At 45.3% G+C, this 14,125-nt stretch carries 15 protein-coding genes; 7 read left to right on the top strand and 8 right to left on the bottom strand.

Annotated features, from left to right (window positions below):
- Positions 1-77: 77 nt before the first annotated feature.
- Complete coding sequence (locus AC6R1O_RS06370) at positions 78-1,088, bottom strand: putative 2-aminoethylphosphonate ABC transporter substrate-binding protein (protein WP_138955325.1); 1,011 nt, start codon at positions 1,086-1,088, stop codon at positions 78-80.
- 266 nt (positions 1,089-1,354) lie between these two features.
- Between AC6R1O_RS06370 and phnW the strand changes: the two genes are divergently transcribed.
- From phnW to phnX, 3 genes are all read left to right on the top strand, one after another.
- Positions 1,355-2,458: a 2-aminoethylphosphonate--pyruvate transaminase gene (gene phnW / locus AC6R1O_RS06375; RefSeq protein ID WP_500629534.1), complete on the top strand. Its 1,104-nt coding sequence runs from the start codon at positions 1,355-1,357 to the stop codon at positions 2,456-2,458.
- A 26-nt stretch (positions 2,459-2,484) separates the two neighbouring features.
- On the top strand, positions 2,485-3,864 hold the full coding sequence (locus tag AC6R1O_RS06380) for an aspartate aminotransferase family protein (RefSeq protein ID WP_500656720.1): 1,380 nt from the start codon (positions 2,485-2,487) through the stop codon (positions 3,862-3,864).
- Positions 3,865-3,941: 77 nt separating this feature from the next.
- Positions 3,942-4,757: a phosphonoacetaldehyde hydrolase gene (gene phnX, locus AC6R1O_RS06385; protein WP_500629536.1), complete on the top strand. Its 816-nt coding sequence runs from the start codon at positions 3,942-3,944 to the stop codon at positions 4,755-4,757.
- Positions 4,758-5,059: 302 nt separating this feature from the next.
- On the opposite strand, the gene AC6R1O_RS06390 is transcribed toward phnX, so the two are convergent.
- Together AC6R1O_RS06390 and AC6R1O_RS06395 are read right to left on the bottom strand one after the other, a co-directional pair.
- Entirely contained in the window at positions 5,060-5,938 is an 879-nt protein-coding gene (locus AC6R1O_RS06390) for an alpha/beta hydrolase fold domain-containing protein (RefSeq protein WP_500629537.1), read from the bottom strand.
- Positions 5,939-5,985: 47 nt separating this feature from the next.
- Entirely contained in the window at positions 5,986-6,282 is a 297-nt protein-coding gene (locus AC6R1O_RS06395; protein WP_500629538.1) for a hypothetical protein, read from the bottom strand.
- Between the two features lie 550 nt (positions 6,283-6,832).
- On the opposite strand from AC6R1O_RS06395, the gene AC6R1O_RS06400 reads away from it, so the two are divergent.
- Positions 6,833-7,303: an arsenate reductase/protein-tyrosine-phosphatase family protein gene (locus AC6R1O_RS06400; RefSeq protein ID WP_500629539.1), complete on the top strand. Its 471-nt coding sequence runs from the start codon at positions 6,833-6,835 to the stop codon at positions 7,301-7,303.
- 134 nt (positions 7,304-7,437) lie between these two features.
- Here AC6R1O_RS06400 and arsJ read toward each other — a convergent pair whose 3' ends face one another.
- The 5 genes from arsJ to AC6R1O_RS06425 all read right to left on the bottom strand — a co-directional run bounded on the left by arsJ (position 7,438) and on the right by AC6R1O_RS06425 (position 11,026).
- Complete coding sequence (gene arsJ, locus AC6R1O_RS06405) at positions 7,438-8,664, bottom strand: organoarsenical effux MFS transporter ArsJ (protein WP_500629540.1); 1,227 nt, start codon at positions 8,662-8,664, stop codon at positions 7,438-7,440.
- 49 nt (positions 8,665-8,713) lie between these two features.
- The gene (locus AC6R1O_RS06410) at positions 8,714-9,211 is read right to left on the bottom strand and encodes a cyclin-dependent kinase inhibitor 3 family protein (RefSeq protein WP_500629541.1); all 498 of its coding nucleotides are present in this window, start codon (positions 9,209-9,211) and stop codon (positions 8,714-8,716) included.
- A 12-nt stretch (positions 9,212-9,223) separates the two neighbouring features.
- Positions 9,224-10,225 (bottom strand): ArsJ-associated glyceraldehyde-3-phosphate dehydrogenase, encoded by a 1,002-nt coding sequence (locus tag AC6R1O_RS06415; RefSeq protein WP_500630740.1) that lies wholly within the window; start codon positions 10,223-10,225, stop codon positions 9,224-9,226.
- A gap of 11 nt (positions 10,226-10,236) precedes the next feature.
- Positions 10,237-10,578, bottom strand: a complete 342-nt coding sequence (locus AC6R1O_RS06420) for a metalloregulator ArsR/SmtB family transcription factor (protein WP_500626700.1) — start codon at positions 10,576-10,578, stop codon at positions 10,237-10,239.
- 76 nt (positions 10,579-10,654) lie between these two features.
- Complete coding sequence (locus AC6R1O_RS06425) at positions 10,655-11,026, bottom strand: hypothetical protein (protein ID WP_500626701.1); 372 nt, start codon at positions 11,024-11,026, stop codon at positions 10,655-10,657.
- 172 nt (positions 11,027-11,198) lie between these two features.
- Here AC6R1O_RS06425 and AC6R1O_RS06430 point away from each other — a divergent pair, with 172 nt between their 5' ends.
- The 3 genes from AC6R1O_RS06430 to pstA all read left to right on the top strand — a co-directional run bounded on the left by AC6R1O_RS06430 (position 11,199) and on the right by pstA (position 14,114).
- Entirely contained in the window at positions 11,199-12,191 is a 993-nt protein-coding gene (locus tag AC6R1O_RS06430; RefSeq protein ID WP_500629543.1) for a PstS family phosphate ABC transporter substrate-binding protein, read from the top strand.
- Positions 12,192-12,261: 70 nt separating this feature from the next.
- Positions 12,262-13,194, top strand: coding sequence for a phosphate ABC transporter permease subunit PstC (pstC, locus tag AC6R1O_RS06435; RefSeq protein WP_500629544.1), 933 nt, complete (start codon positions 12,262-12,264; stop codon positions 13,192-13,194).
- Positions 13,194-14,114, top strand: coding sequence for a phosphate ABC transporter permease PstA (gene pstA / locus AC6R1O_RS06440; RefSeq protein ID WP_500626703.1), 921 nt, complete (start codon positions 13,194-13,196; stop codon positions 14,112-14,114). Before pstC ends, pstA begins: the two co-directional genes overlap by 1 nt.
- The last annotated feature ends 11 nt before the right edge of the window (positions 14,115-14,125 follow it).

Below are 14,125 nucleotides of genomic sequence, written 5' to 3' on the forward strand. Positions count from 1 at the left end.
ACTCTAAAATAACAGGGAAAACAAAAAATCCACCTCAACCGAGGTGGACTTCAATATTCAACTCAAAGCAAATTCAATTAAGACTTTGGCTCTGATTTCGCGTCAAACTTCTCAGACCATGCAGCTAGGATTTCTGCACGCTTGCTGCCCATTTGCGCGAAGTCCATCTTCGCCATGTTCTCTTGAACATTAGGGAAGTTAGACACAGTCGCTTTAACTTCTTTATGTGCAACCACTGGGTACATTTCTACGTAAAGCTCGTTTGCTACTTTAGAGATTGACCAGTCGACAACGCGCTTCGCTGCATCAGACTCTTTTACTAGACCAACGGCTTCTGATTCCCAGCCGATGCCTTTTGGTGTGATAACCGCTAGTGGTGCGCCTTGTGTTTTTAGCTTCGCGCCGCGGCTCGCCATCGAAATACCGATAGCCACTTCACCCATACCCGCTTGAACACATGGCTTAGAGCCAGAGTGCGTGTAGTGTGCAATATTCTTGTCTAAGTCACGCATGTAGTTCCATGCCTGATCTTCACCCATGTTTTGTAGCCAAGCAGAAACCTGCATGTAGCCAGTGCCAGAAGAAGCTGGGTTCGGCATTGCAATGTGACCTTTGTAAACCGGCTTTGTTAGGTCTTCCCAAGACGTTGGCTTAGGCAGGTTAAGTTGTTTCGCTACCGCTTCATTGAAACAAACTGCGTTAAAGAACGCATCGTTACCAAACCAAGCTTGGTTTGATTGAGGGTCGTTTAGGTTCGCATGTAGCTCTTCCAAACCTTTTGGTGTGTAAGGCTTAAGAAGACCTTCATCTTTAAGAAGTGCCATTGACGAGCCAGCCAGACCCCAAACCACTTCCGCTTGAGGGTTGTTCTTTTCTGCCAGCAATTTCGCCGTCATGATACCGGTTGAATCGCGAACCCACTTAATCTTGATATCTGGGTTATCTTTCTCAAACGCAGACTTGTATTTAGCAAGAATGTCAGTTTCGAAAGCGGTGTAAACCGTGACTTCCTGTGCTGCCATTGCATTCGTAGCTAGCAGAGAGACAAGTGCAGCCAGCGATCCTTTCATCAAACGGTTTTTCATCATTTTCTCCAGTTAATTTGGCTAAGTTTTAATTTGGTCTGTACCAGTTGACGATAACCACCCTACTGAGCCTTTGTGACGAATTCATGACCATTAAATGGCAGTTTTGCGAAAATTATCGATGAATAATCGTTCAATTGATCCACCATTTTCTGGATATTAAAGTTTTATGAAATTGGAGATTCGCCTATTTACTGCCCTTTTCTTCCTCGCTAGAGTGAACTCGAAATTTGGTGTATACCAATTAGCCTATTCTGATGGAAATCGAGATGAAAAACGAATACCTACTACTGACTCCAGGTCCTCTATCTACTTCTGAAACGGTACGTGAAGCCATGCTAAAAGACTGGTGTACTTGGGATGATGAATACAACAAAGACATTGTAGAAGTGATCCGCACTAAGCTTGTAAAACTGGCGACGGAGCAAGACGGCTACACCAGCGTACTAATGCAAGGTAGCGGCACCGCATCAGTCGAAGCAACGATTGGCAGTGCCATTGGCAAAGATGGAAAATTGTTGGTTGTCGACAACGGTGCTTACGGTGCGCGTATCGCTCAGATCGCTGATTACCTAAATATTCCATGCCATGTAGTTTCCCCAGGCGAAACATCACAGCCACACTTGAACGAGGTGGAAACTGCATTGGCATCGGATCCTGCGATCACACACGTGGCGATTGTTCACTGTGAGACAACCACTGGCATGCTGAATCCAATTGAGGCATTTGCTTCTGCGGCAAAAGCACACGGTAAAGTCGTGATTCTCGATGCCATGTCGAGCTTTGGTGGCATTCCTATCGATATCGCAGAGCTAGGCATCGATTTTATGATCAGCTCTGCAAACAAATGTATTCAAGGCGTACCGGGTTTTGGCTTTGTGATTGCAAAAAAAACTGAGCTCGAAAAGTGCCAAGGTCAGGCACGTTCTTTGAGCCTTGATCTTTACGACCAGTGGCATTGTATGGAAGTGAACCACGGCAAATGGCGTTTCACGTCTCCAACTCACACGGTTCGCGCTTTCTACCAAGCATTGCTAGAACTGGAACAAGAAGGCGGCATTGAGGCTCGTCATCACCGCTACCAAACTAACCAGAAAACACTGGTTGCAGGTATGCGTTCTCTGGGGTTTGAGCCACTGCTGAGTGATGACCTTCACTCGCCAATCATCACTTCTTTCTACTCTCCGACGCACAGTGATTACCAATTCAAAGCGTTCTACACGCGTTTGAAAGAGCAAGGTTTTGTGATTTATCCGGGTAAGGTATCGAACGCAGATTGCTTCCGTATTGGCAACATTGGCGAAGTTTACCCAGCAGATATCGAGCGCTTAATCGGTGCGATTGAAAAAGCAATGTACTGGCAAGTTGCGTAAAGCAGCCTTCTGATTGAGAGAGCGTTATGACTCAGAATATCAAATCGACTCATTTTCGTAGTGAAGGCGATGTCAACACAACACCAGCGCGCCAAGCTTGGAATGCATCGATGGACGACGAACGCACGCAAGCATTATTGAAGCGTGATTCGGAAGTCTTTCTTCATCAAGCCATGTCAACGCCTTGCTTAGATACATTGGAAGCAGCAGAAGGCATCTACATCCAAGATGCTATCGGCAAAAAGTACATGGATTTCCATGGCAATAACGTCCATCAACTGGGCTACGGTCATCCGCATGTGATTAAAGGCGTGCAAGAGCAAATTGCCAAACTGCCGTTTTCACCACGTCGTTTTACCAACGAGACCGCGATTGAATGTGCCGAAAAACTCACCCAAATCTGTGGCGGCGAATTGACCCGCGTGTTGTTTGCTCCGGGTGGCACATCTGCGGTTGGCATGGCACTTAAACTAGCGCGCCACATCACGGGCAACTACAAGGTGGTCTCTCTGTGGGACTCCTTCCACGGCGCATCATTGGATGCCATCTCAGTAGGTGGCGAAGCGTGTTTCCGCCAAGGCATGGGTCCATTAATGGCAGGTGTTGAGCGCATTCCACCAGCGGTGTCATACCGTGGTGCTTTCCCAGTTGCGGACGGCAGCGACGTGCATTACGCCGACTACCTTGAATACGTGATTGAGAAAGAAGGCGGCGTGGGCGCGTTTATCGCAGAAGCGGTTCGAAACACGGATGTTCAAGTGCCAAGTAAAGCCTACTGGAAACGCATCCGTGAAATCTGTGACAAACACAATGTCATGCTGATCATCGACGACATCCCAAACGGCATGGGTCGCAGCGGTGAATGGTTTACCTACCAAGCCTACGACATCGAGCCAGATATGCTCTGCATCGGTAAAGGTTTGGGTGGTGGCTTAGTGCCTATCGCAGCCATGGTCACCAAAGACAAGTACAACACCGCCGAGCAAATCTCCATGGGTCATTACACTCATGAGAAAAGCCCTATTGGTTGTGCTGCAGCACTGGCAACCATGGAAGCTATTGAGCAAGACGGCTTGCTAGATAAAGCCAAAGCCGACAGCCAGTTCATGCGTGAAAAGATGCTAGAGATGAAAGCTAAGTACCCAGTGATTGGTGATGTGCGTGGCATCGGCATGTTGTGGGGCATTGAGCTGGTCACCGACCACGAAAGCAAAGCACGCGCGTATGACGAAGCGGAAGCTGTGCTTTACCAATGCCTCAACAATGGCTTGAGCTTCAAGGTATCGCAAGGCAATGTGATTCAACTCAGCCCACCGCTGATCATCACTCGCGAACAACTGACAGAAGCGTTGGCGATCTTCGAAGAAGCCATCGCCAAAGTGTGCAAAGACTTTAACTACTTCTAACCTCAAAACCAATTGATTCAGAGCGCAGTTCCGACGTGTAGGCAAGCGCTCTGGCAAGCAAAAAAAAAGGATTGAACATGAGCAACTCACCAATTCAAGCAGTGATCTTTGACTGGGCTGGCACTATCGTCGATTTCGGCTCTTTTGCGCCAACCAGTATCTTTGTGGAAGCATTCAAACAAGGCTTTGATTTTGAAATCGACCTTGAAGAAGCGCGCGAACCAATGGGTCTTGGTAAGTGGGATCACATCCAAGCTGTGGGTCGTATTCCTGCGGTTGATAAGCGTTGGAATGAGAAGTTTGGTCGCTCAATGACCAGCGAAGACATCGACGCTATCTACGCAGCATTTATGCCTCTGCAAAAAGCAAAAGTGGCTGACCATGCAGACCCAATCCTTAATGCGATTGAAGTTGTGAACGGTCTGAAAGACAAAGGCATCAAGATCGGTTCTTGTTCTGGTTACCCTCGCGAAGTGATGGACGTGCTAATTCCAGTGGCAGCGGATTACGGCTACAAACCGGATTACGTAGTAGCAACGGATGACCTACCGCAAGGTGGTCGCCCTGCACCATTTATGGCACTGAAGAACGTGATTGAGCTGAATGTTACTGACGTTAATGCGTGTATCAAAGTGGATGACGCAGCACCGGGTATCGACGAAGGTCACCACGCCGGTATGTGGACCGTTGGCTTGCTGCTTTCTGGTAACGAAGCAGGTCTAACGTTTGAAGAATACCAAGCCGCGGACGAAGCAACGCTTAATGCTGCTCGTGAAAAAGCGCGAGCAAAATTGCTCCAGAGCTCGCCGCACTACCTCATCGATACGATCGCAGACCTCCCTAGTGTGATTAAAGATATCGAGAGACGTTTGTACGTTGGTGAACGCCCTTAGTGTGTATTGGTTCTGACTAGATCTGATACTTCAATTTCAAAAGAAGACAGTTACCCACTTTGACTGAAGGCGCTGCATCCGCAATCAAAGTGAGTAACTCTGATGCTTCATACTAATCACCAAACTACCACTATCTAAACTCAACCTTACTGCGATTCAACCACTGCCTGAAAATGAGCCAGCCGCTCCCATTAATCAGAATGATAAAATGCCCAATAGAGATACATGAAAAAGCCAACTGTAATCACAGTTGGCTCAGTATTCCCCCCTTGAACTTTTAAGCCTTATATTGACTAGAGCTGTTAGTTCGGAAAGTGTTTATTTAAGAAGTCCAAAACATGAGCAACGTACTTCTCGGTATCAAAGACAGGTGCACTGTGTCCTACACCTTCTTCAATGAAAAGTTGGTTGGTAACTCCATACTCATCAAGCTTAGCCTTAAGTATCTCACTTTGAGATAGAGGCACTCGCTTATCCAAGGTGCCGTGTAACTGTATATATGGTGGAGTATTTTCATTCACATAACTTGTCGTTGATGCTTTCTTGGCAAGCTTTGGAATATTGTTTGGAATATCTCCTAAGAAACGAGATACAGACGATTTTTTGCTGGTTTTCTTGCCACCTTTATTACTTAACTCAAGTAAATCGGTAGGGCCAAAAAAGCTTACTACGGCTGAGACCTTGTACTTTGGTGGCTCATAGAAATCTACTTGGTTGTATGCCGAGTTAGTCGCACCAATAAAGCCAGCGAGGTGCCCGCCAGCAGAGCGTCCCATGATCACAACATTGTCCACTTTAATACCGAGCTTTTCAGCATTGTCGTACAAATAGTTCAGTGCATCATTAATGTCTTGTACTGGTTGAGGGAAGATCGCTTCTCCACTTAAGCGATAATCAACTGAAGCTAGCGCATAACCTTCATTCAACACAGACTGAAGTAATAATGGGTTCTTTTCTGGGATGGCGTCTTTGCTCCCACGTTTCCATGCACCACCATGTACCCAGACTAATAACGGGTACTGAGTATTTGATTCAACCGAAGGAGTATAAAGATCGAGTTTAATCTCTCTCTCACCTACAGTTTTGAACAAGATATCCTTCTCTACATTGAACTCCCCAGCCAAACAGACAAAGGGCATAAGTAGCAGAGAGGTCATCGCAGACTTAATTTTCGTATTCATTGTTTTCGTATTCATTGTTTTATTATTCGCTTAAAAAAGTGAGTAGATTAGAAAGTCGCTTCAGCCGCTAACCAGTAGCGTCGGCCATCTTCAATGTAGCCAAACTCTTCCTCTGTGGTTTGCTCATCGAACAAGTTATAAACCGCTGCCATTAACTTCACATTCTTAGTTACACGCCAGTTCACACCGAGATCCACGTTAGTAATAGAAGGTGCCAACGTTCTTGTGCTATCACTAGTGATGTTGTTTTTCTCTTTGCCTTGATAGTTCATGCGGGCCCATGAAGCAACATCATCACGCACTGCCCAATCACCATCAAGCTTCCAGTAGGTGGTATAGTACATAAATCTCTAAAGTTTGTGGTAAGTGTTTTCGATACTACAAGGTACTATTGAAACACAAGTCTGGTAGCAGGACAGTTTCCGTGCTAACACGAAAAGGGGCAAAAACAAGTCAACACGAACCTTGCAGACTTAAGGGCACAAAATGAACTATAGAAGCCAATAGAGCGAGTAATGGAGGTACCGTCATGCGCTGCTTTGCGATGGTCTATCCAACATATGATAACGAAAAAAGCGAGCACAAAGCTCGCTTCTATCTATTTGATTTTAAATGTAATTAAAGCAATTCAACCGACTGTTGGGCGATCACAAATTCTTCGTTGGTTGGGTTTCTATTAGTATCGCACCTACTAACAGGGATTTGGACAGAAATGTTTTATATGGTTTACTAAGGTATGGAAAAATTTATTGTGCAATATTGATAGTGCAGACGACTCGCTTTCTCAGCGTATTTCCATGAGTTAGCTCATGCCTATTTTCAACCGTCAACAAACTGTAATGAAAGCATGATAAATGTCGAATTTAGTAATCCTAAACATCTGCAGGGCAATTGATGAAAATATTATTTGTGTGCAAACATAATGCAAGCAGAAGCATTTTGGCTGAAGCAATTGCAAAAAAATACCTGCCTGAAAATTTCCAAATCGCAAGTGGCGGTAGCCATCCTAAGGGTCAGATCAATCCTCGTATTGCACAATACCTTGATATGCTTGGTTTTGATGCCTCTGAGTTTCACAGCACGTCATGGGAAGAAAGGCTGAGCTTCCATCCAGATCTGATAATTACTGTGTGTGACACAATGCACAATGAAACTTGCCCAAACTGGTTATCTGCTGGTATTCGTGTTGCTTGGGATCTTGAGCCATTGCCTAATGATGAAGCTTCAGTCTCCGAATTTAACAAGCAGTGCGATAAAGTATACTCCTCTCTAAAACGAAGAATTGAAGCTCTTGCAAACATCGATTTTCAAAATCTCGATTCTGAAGAAATAAAACAGCATGTGCTCGATCTGAAATCAATGTAGATAAGTGTATACGTAACGAACTGATACTACTTCATTAACGTTTTTTATAGCTCTCGCTTATTCGATGACTTGAGGCTAAAAAATAATGCCAGCAATCGTAGCTGGCATTGGTGAACAAATCTGCTTAGTTTTATTTATTGCTGAGCCAGTTTTTGATTTGTACCTATAGGCAGCCAAAACGAAATAATGGTCGTTAATGCTAAGAAGGCAAAGGATACCCATAGACAGGCTGAGAACCCCCACATTTGGAACACCCATCCAGATAGAACCGTCCCTATCAAACGCCCCATTGCGTTTGCCATGTAGTAGAAACCGACATCCAGAGAGACACCATCTCCCTTGGCATAGCTGACGATTAAGTACGAGTGCAGAGAAGAATTAACAGCAAACACAGCACCAAAAATCATCAGTCCAACGACAATCACCACTTCTGGGTGCCATTGCTGCTGCACACTGTAAGCAATTACGCCAGTCACTACAGACAATACCAACGCCCACACTATCGCGGCTTTACCATCAGGCGCATGCCCCGATTTACTGCCTGTGATCTTTGGTGCAATCCCTTGAATGATACCGTAACCGATAACCCAAATAGCCAAGAATCCACCTACGGCGCTATGATCCCATCCAAATACAGATCCCAAATAAATAGGCAGTGCAATCACAAACCAAACGTCACGCGCACCGAACAAAAACATACGAGCAGCAGATAGAATGTTCACGCTGCTCGATTTGGAAAAAATTTCAGAGAACTTAGGTTTATTTTTCGCTTTGCCAAGATCGGATTTAAGGCTAATCACACTGCCGATAAAGACCAGTAAAAGAACACCCGCCATCGCAGCTACCGCATATTGGAAGCCAATCATCGATAACAACGCACCACCTAAGAAAAATCCTGCACCTTTTAGCGCGTTTTTAGAGCCTGTAAGTATGGCAATCCACTTATACAATGCTCCTTGTGCATTCTCTGGCACCAAGGTTTTGATGGAGCTTTTCGCGCTCATCTTGTTTAGATCTTTGGCAATACCTGACAAGGCTTGTGCAGCCATGACCCATGGAATTGAGAGCCAACTTGCAGGAACGGCCAGCATTGAAAGAGCGATGATTTGCATTCCCAAGCCAATATTCATCGTTCGGTTCAAACCAAGACGAGCACCTAGCCAGCCACCGATGAGGTTCGTGACAACGCCAAAGAATTCATAAAAAAGAAACAGGGAGGCGATCTCTAAGGTTGAATACCCCAAGTCATAAAAATAGAGCACCACCAACATACGTAGTGCGCCATCGGTAACGGTGAAGTTCCAATAGTTAAATGTGACCAACATGTACTGGCGGACATTTTGGTTGAGCTTCGACAACATATTTACTCTCTTTAAAAAAAGAGCCGCCTTAGGCAGCTCTTTAAGGCTTTTACTGATTAGCAAATTGGTGGATGTACTCAACTTGTACATCTTTGGTAAATGCGCCAGGTCTTAACGACTGGACATGGGTGATGATTTCTTGCAGCTCCCAACCTTTCTCTAGCAAAAGATGGGCAGCAAGCAAACCTGTCCGTCCCGATCCCCCCATGCAATGCATCGCTATCTTTTCGCCATGTTCTATAGCTTTGTGTAGCGAAGGGGATATATGTTTCCAGCGAGCCTGAAAATCTTCACCTGGAGCACAGTCATCTTCTATCGGTGTGTGAAACCATTGCAAACCTGCTTTTTCGACAATATTAGGCAGATCGCCAACGCCTTTTTCTTGCATCTCATGAGTGCTCAGTGCTGTAACAACGACAGTTACACCTTGAGATTTGAGTTGATCAATACTGTCACTTAGCGACGCTTTTTTAGTGCCAGGGCAAGGAGTTAGTACTAACGCTGCGTTATTGTCTTCAACAGGCAGTTCCCACGTAGGATGTGTCATTTGTTTGCTTCCTTATGCTAGGCCGACTTTACGAACAAGTTCTGCGGTACGTGTTGCGTAACCCATTTCGTTGTCATACCACGCATAGATTTTAACCATACGCTTGCCAACCACCATAGTTGAAAGCGCATCGACAATCGTTGAACGTTGGTCCCCTTTGTAATCAATAGAGACAAGAGGGCGTTCTTCGAAACCAAGTATGCCTTTCAGTTCATTCTGCGACGCTTCTTTAAGTAAGTCGTTAACCTCTTCAGCCGTAGTGTCACGCTTAACATCAAAAATAATGTCGGTTAAAGAGGCGTTAGCTAACGGCACGCGCACTGCATGACCATCAATTTTTCCTTTAAGTTCAGGGAAAATTTCGATAATCGCTTTCGCAGAACCTGTAGTTGTTGGGATCAAACTCATACCACAAGCACGCGCACGGCGCAGGTCTTTATGCGGAGCATCGAGAATAGTTTGGGTGTTAGTGAGGTCGTGGATCGTTGTAAATGACGACTGCTCAATACCGAGCTTCTCATGAATCACTTTCACCACAGGTGCAATGCAGTTTGTGGTACAAGAGGCAGCGGTCACAATCTGGTGTTTTTCTGGGTCAAAAATGTGGTCGTTAACACCAACAACAATGTTAGCAATCCCATCTTCTTTTACTGGGGCGGAAACCACCACACGTTTAACACCTTGTGCCAGATACAGATTTAAGTACTCAGATTTACGGTGCTTACCCGTTGCTTCAATCACCACGTCACAACCTGACCAATCTACCGCATCGATGGCTTTCTCTTGTGAGGTAGCAATGCTTTTACCGTTGATGATGATGGCGTTACCTTCACTCGCCACTTCGTGGTGCCAGCGACCTTGCACTGAGTCAAACTCAAGCAGGTGAGCTAAGGTTGCCGCATCACCTGCCACATCGTTAATCTGAACGAACTCGATTTCAGGCCAATCAAACGACGCTCTCAGCGCTAAACGTCCAATACGACCGAATCCATTAATTCCTACTTTGATAGACATCTTATTTTCCTTTAAACACAACATTCTGGACGAGATTTCATCTCGGATAAGCGTTGAATATCTTGCTGGTATTCTGCTTTTAGGCAGTTAGAGTCAACTAGCCCTTGGATCTGTTTTCTCATCCAACCAGGAAGCTGATCCGATAAGCGGTAAAAAACCCATTGCCCCTGACGGGTATCAACCACCACACCACTTGAACGTAGCAATGCAAGGTGGCGAGAAATTTTAGGCTGGCTTTCGTTAAGGGCTTCTGTCAGTTCCCCGACACAGACCTTTTCTTCACGGGCAATCATCAACAAGCAACGAACCCGCGTTTCATCTGAAATTAATTTAAAAAACTGGTGAGGTAACATGCTCAGTCCTGCGGTATATGTATATGCGTATATATTATTTTATATATAAGGTCTGTCAACAAAAAATGCAGGAACGTTACAGGATGACATCGCAACGAGAGGAGAAATAGCTAATGTGATTCTGTAGTTCTTCCATTGCATTTTGATTACAAGTCACTTCCCAATAAAGGTTTTTTTGATATGCCTCTCTACGCCGTCCAACTCGATGCATCGCGTAGTTGATGTCAATGACATAGTCATAGCCAGGCTCTATCTCATCCGAGGCATCTAAAAAGAGATAACCAAAATATCCAAAGCAATCCAGCGTATCGCCGCAGTCTTCTTCGTTGGGCAACCTTTCATAGCTGATGTGATATCGATCACTAGAACGACTAAAAAGAAGCTGCGCAGCAATACAAGCCAGATCGGAGGTTGGGTAGCTAATGAAATGTACAGTTCTCTTATCCATTCTGGCATTCTCATCAATAAGTAAGATTCCACAGTTGTAAAAACATACAGCATATTTTTATGTTCGTACATATGGATGAATGTATATTTAAATAAACAGACACAAAAGTGTCACAAATGAGTAGTAACGTAACCATCGAAGTTATCAATGACGCAAAACATGGAGATAAGTCATGAAACATACTTTGTCAGCAGCCTTAGTTGGCGCGACGTTACTCGCAGCTAGTCAAGGCGCATTCGCACGTGATCTGGTTAAAATTGATGGCTCTAGTACAGTTTTCCCTATTACTGAGGCGATGGCTGAAGAGTTTCAGATTGCAGAGAAAGGTAAAACCATGGTCACCGTTGGTATTTCTGGTACTGGCGGTGGTTTTAAAAAGTTCTGTCGCGGTGAAACGGACATTTCGAATGCCTCTCGACCAATTAAGGATTCTGAGCGCAAGCTGTGTGCTGAAAACGGCATTGAGTTTATCGAACTACCAGCAGCACTTGATGCGCTGACTGTGGTTATCAACCCGAAAAATGATTGGGTTAAACACCTGAACGTCGAAGATCTGAAAAAGGCTTGGGAACCAGCGGCTCAAGGTAAGGTTATGACATGGAAGCAAATGAATCCTGCTTTCCCTGATCGACCACTTAAACTTTTTGGTCCTGGTACGGACTCTGGTACTTATGATTACTTCCTTGAAGCGATTGTTGAAGGCAAGTCTAGCCGTGGCGATTTCACCGCCAGCGAAGACGACAACATCATCGTACAAGGGGTCTCTAATGACGTTGATGCACTGGGTTTCTTTGGTTTGGCTTACTATGAAGAAAACAAAGACAAACTAAAAGCCGCACCAATTAGTTGGAAAGGGAGTCAACCTGTAGCGCCAAGTGTTGAAAATGCGAAGAATGCAACTTACCAACCACTCTCTCGTCCAATTTTCATCTACGTGAATAAAAAATCAGCCGATGAAAAAGCGCACGTTGAGCGTTTCGTAGACTTCTATATGGATACTTCACATGCTCCTGAGCTGGTAAAAGAAGTTGGCTATGTCCCACTGCCTGACAAAGCCTACCAGTTAGCGCAACAAAACTTTAAGCAACGTCGTACGGGTTCTGTTTTCCACGGAGCCGAAGTCGGTGTCGGTATTGAAGAGCTGTTAGCTCGTACTCCTAAGTAAGTCATTATTGTATTGATTCATGGAGGGAAGCTTTGCTGCCCTCCTTGTTCTCTTTACGCAGGCAATGAATATGAATACTACTCAATCCAGTTCTTCAAGCCTCTTGGTCTCTGAAGCCTTTTTAAAGCGACGTGCATTTTGGAATGTGGTGAGTCGTTACCTTCTTATGGCAGCAGCTCTGGCTTCCATTTTTGTCACTATGGGTATTGTGTACGTGCTGGTTTCAGAATCATTACCCTTTTTTCAGCATGTATCAATTCTCGATTTTCTCACTGACACTCAGTGGACACCGATGTTTGCTAATGCGCACTTTGGTGTGATGACGTTAGTCTCAGCAACACTCACCGTGGCAGGTATTGCTCTTGGTGTCGCCATTCCTGCGGGGATTGGCCTTGCCATTTATCTGAGTGAGTACGCCAGCAACCGAGTACGAGAAGTGGTTAAACCTTTCTTGGAGCTTTTAGAAGGCGTACCAACGGTTGTTTATGGCTTCTTTGCGCTACTTTTTGTTACGCCGCTACTGCAAACTTTCATTCCAAGCCTGTCAGGTTTTAACTTGTTAGCGCCAGGTATTGTGATGGGGATAATGATCCTACCGTATACGGCCTCCGTGAGTGAGGATGCGATGCGCTCTGTGCCTATGCACTTAAGAGAGGCAGGCTATGCATTGGGCTATTCTCGCTTTCGTGTTGCAACACATATCGTGATACCTGCTGCCTTATCTGGCATTACTGCCGCTTGTATTCTAGGTATGTCACGTGCGGTTGGTGAAACTATGGTTGTAGCGATTGCAGCGGGTCAAAACCCACGATTTGGTTTTGACCCAACCGAAGGTGCTGCCACCATCACATCATTCATCGTACAGATGGCGATGGGAGATTTACCTCATGGCACGATTGCCTATCAGTCTGTCTTTGCCGCAGGCTTAGTACTTTTCATCATCACTCTGATTTTTAACATCCTCGGTTTCTACCTACGCCGTCGATTCAGAGAGGTTTACTAATGCAGAACACCACTTTAACTCTCGACCAAATCGTCCGTAAAAATAAACAAGCCGATCTCACCGTAGCAACGATTGGGATCATTATCCTACTTACTGCGATGTCACTGCTGGTCAGTGTTTTTGCCGAGCTGATTTATTCTGGTTTTCCTCGTCTTTTTGACGCTGACTTTTATACCAACTTCCCTTCACGACACCCAGAGCGTGCGGGTATTTTATCTGCATGGGTTGGCACCAGTCTTGTGATGTTGGTGACGGCTTGTATCGCCATCCCCTTTGGGGTCGCCGCAGGGTTGTATCTTGAAGAGTATGCGCCAAAGAACTGGCTGACTAATATCATTGAAATCAACGTCAGTAACCTAGCGGGCGTGCCTTCCATTATCTATGGCTTACTTGCTTTGGGATTGTTTATTTATGGTTTTGGTTTAGGGGAAAGCATCATTACGGCGGGCTTAGTCCTCGCGCTACTGATCCTTCCTGTCATCATCGTATCGACACGAGAATCGATTCGCAGCATTCCTCAAGAGCTACGTGAAGCCGCTTATGGTCTGGGAGCTGACCAATGGCAAACTGTGCGCATGTACATATTGCCCGCTGCAAGACCTGGTATTTTAACTGGCACGATAGTTGGATTGGCTCGTGCTATTGGTGAAGCTGCACCTGTTATTACCATTGGTGCGCTAACCTTTATTGCCTTTTTGCCCAGTTCACCTTTCCAAAGTGAGTTCCCATTTATCAATTTTGAGTGGTTGTCCAGCCCGTTCACTTTGATGCCTATCCAGCTATTTAACTGGGTGTCCCGCCCCCAAGCGGAGTTCCACATTAACGCTGCTGCGACAGGTGTTGTGCTTATGGCGATGACAATATTGATGAATGGTATTGCCATTTATATCCGATACCGACTGCGTCGTAACCTGAAGTAAGAGAGAACCAA

Source organism: Vibrio sp. R11-SG3-ISO3-SZ (assembly GCF_059834345.1).

What these genes read in the sequence shown, in the direction of transcription:
- AC6R1O_RS06400 (WP_500629539.1), top strand. Translation starts at nt 6,833, where the DNA reads ATGAAAATATTATTTGTGTGCAAACATAATGCAAGCAGAAGCATTTTG.
- AC6R1O_RS06380 (WP_500656720.1), top strand. Translation starts at nt 2,485, where the DNA reads ATGACTCAGAATATCAAATCGACTCATTTTCGTAGTGAAGGCGATGTC.
- phnX (WP_500629536.1), top strand. Translation starts at nt 3,942, where the DNA reads ATGAGCAACTCACCAATTCAAGCAGTGATCTTTGACTGGGCTGGCACT.
- AC6R1O_RS06420 (WP_500626700.1), bottom strand. Translation starts at nt 10,578, where the DNA reads ATGTTACCTCACCAGTTTTTTAAATTAATTTCAGATGAAACGCGGGTT.
- pstA (WP_500626703.1), top strand. Translation starts at nt 13,194, where the DNA reads ATGCAGAACACCACTTTAACTCTCGACCAAATCGTCCGTAAAAATAAA.
- AC6R1O_RS06415 (WP_500630740.1), bottom strand. Translation starts at nt 10,225, where the DNA reads ATGTCTATCAAAGTAGGAATTAATGGATTCGGTCGTATTGGACGTTTA.
- pstC (WP_500629544.1), top strand. Translation starts at nt 12,262, where the DNA reads ATGAATACTACTCAATCCAGTTCTTCAAGCCTCTTGGTCTCTGAAGCC.
- AC6R1O_RS06395 (WP_500629538.1), bottom strand. Translation starts at nt 6,282, where the DNA reads ATGTACTATACCACCTACTGGAAGCTTGATGGTGATTGGGCAGTGCGT.
- AC6R1O_RS06370 (WP_138955325.1), bottom strand. Translation starts at nt 1,088, where the DNA reads ATGATGAAAAACCGTTTGATGAAAGGATCGCTGGCTGCACTTGTCTCT.
- AC6R1O_RS06425 (WP_500626701.1), bottom strand. Translation starts at nt 11,026, where the DNA reads ATGGATAAGAGAACTGTACATTTCATTAGCTACCCAACCTCCGATCTG.
- AC6R1O_RS06410 (WP_500629541.1), bottom strand. Translation starts at nt 9,211, where the DNA reads ATGACACATCCTACGTGGGAACTGCCTGTTGAAGACAATAACGCAGCG.
- AC6R1O_RS06430 (WP_500629543.1), top strand. Translation starts at nt 11,199, where the DNA reads ATGAAACATACTTTGTCAGCAGCCTTAGTTGGCGCGACGTTACTCGCA.
- arsJ (WP_500629540.1), bottom strand. Translation starts at nt 8,664, where the DNA reads ATGTTGTCGAAGCTCAACCAAAATGTCCGCCAGTACATGTTGGTCACA.
- AC6R1O_RS06390 (WP_500629537.1), bottom strand. Translation starts at nt 5,938, where the DNA reads ATGAATACGAAAATTAAGTCTGCGATGACCTCTCTGCTACTTATGCCC.
- phnW (WP_500629534.1), top strand. Translation starts at nt 1,355, where the DNA reads ATGAAAAACGAATACCTACTACTGACTCCAGGTCCTCTATCTACTTCT.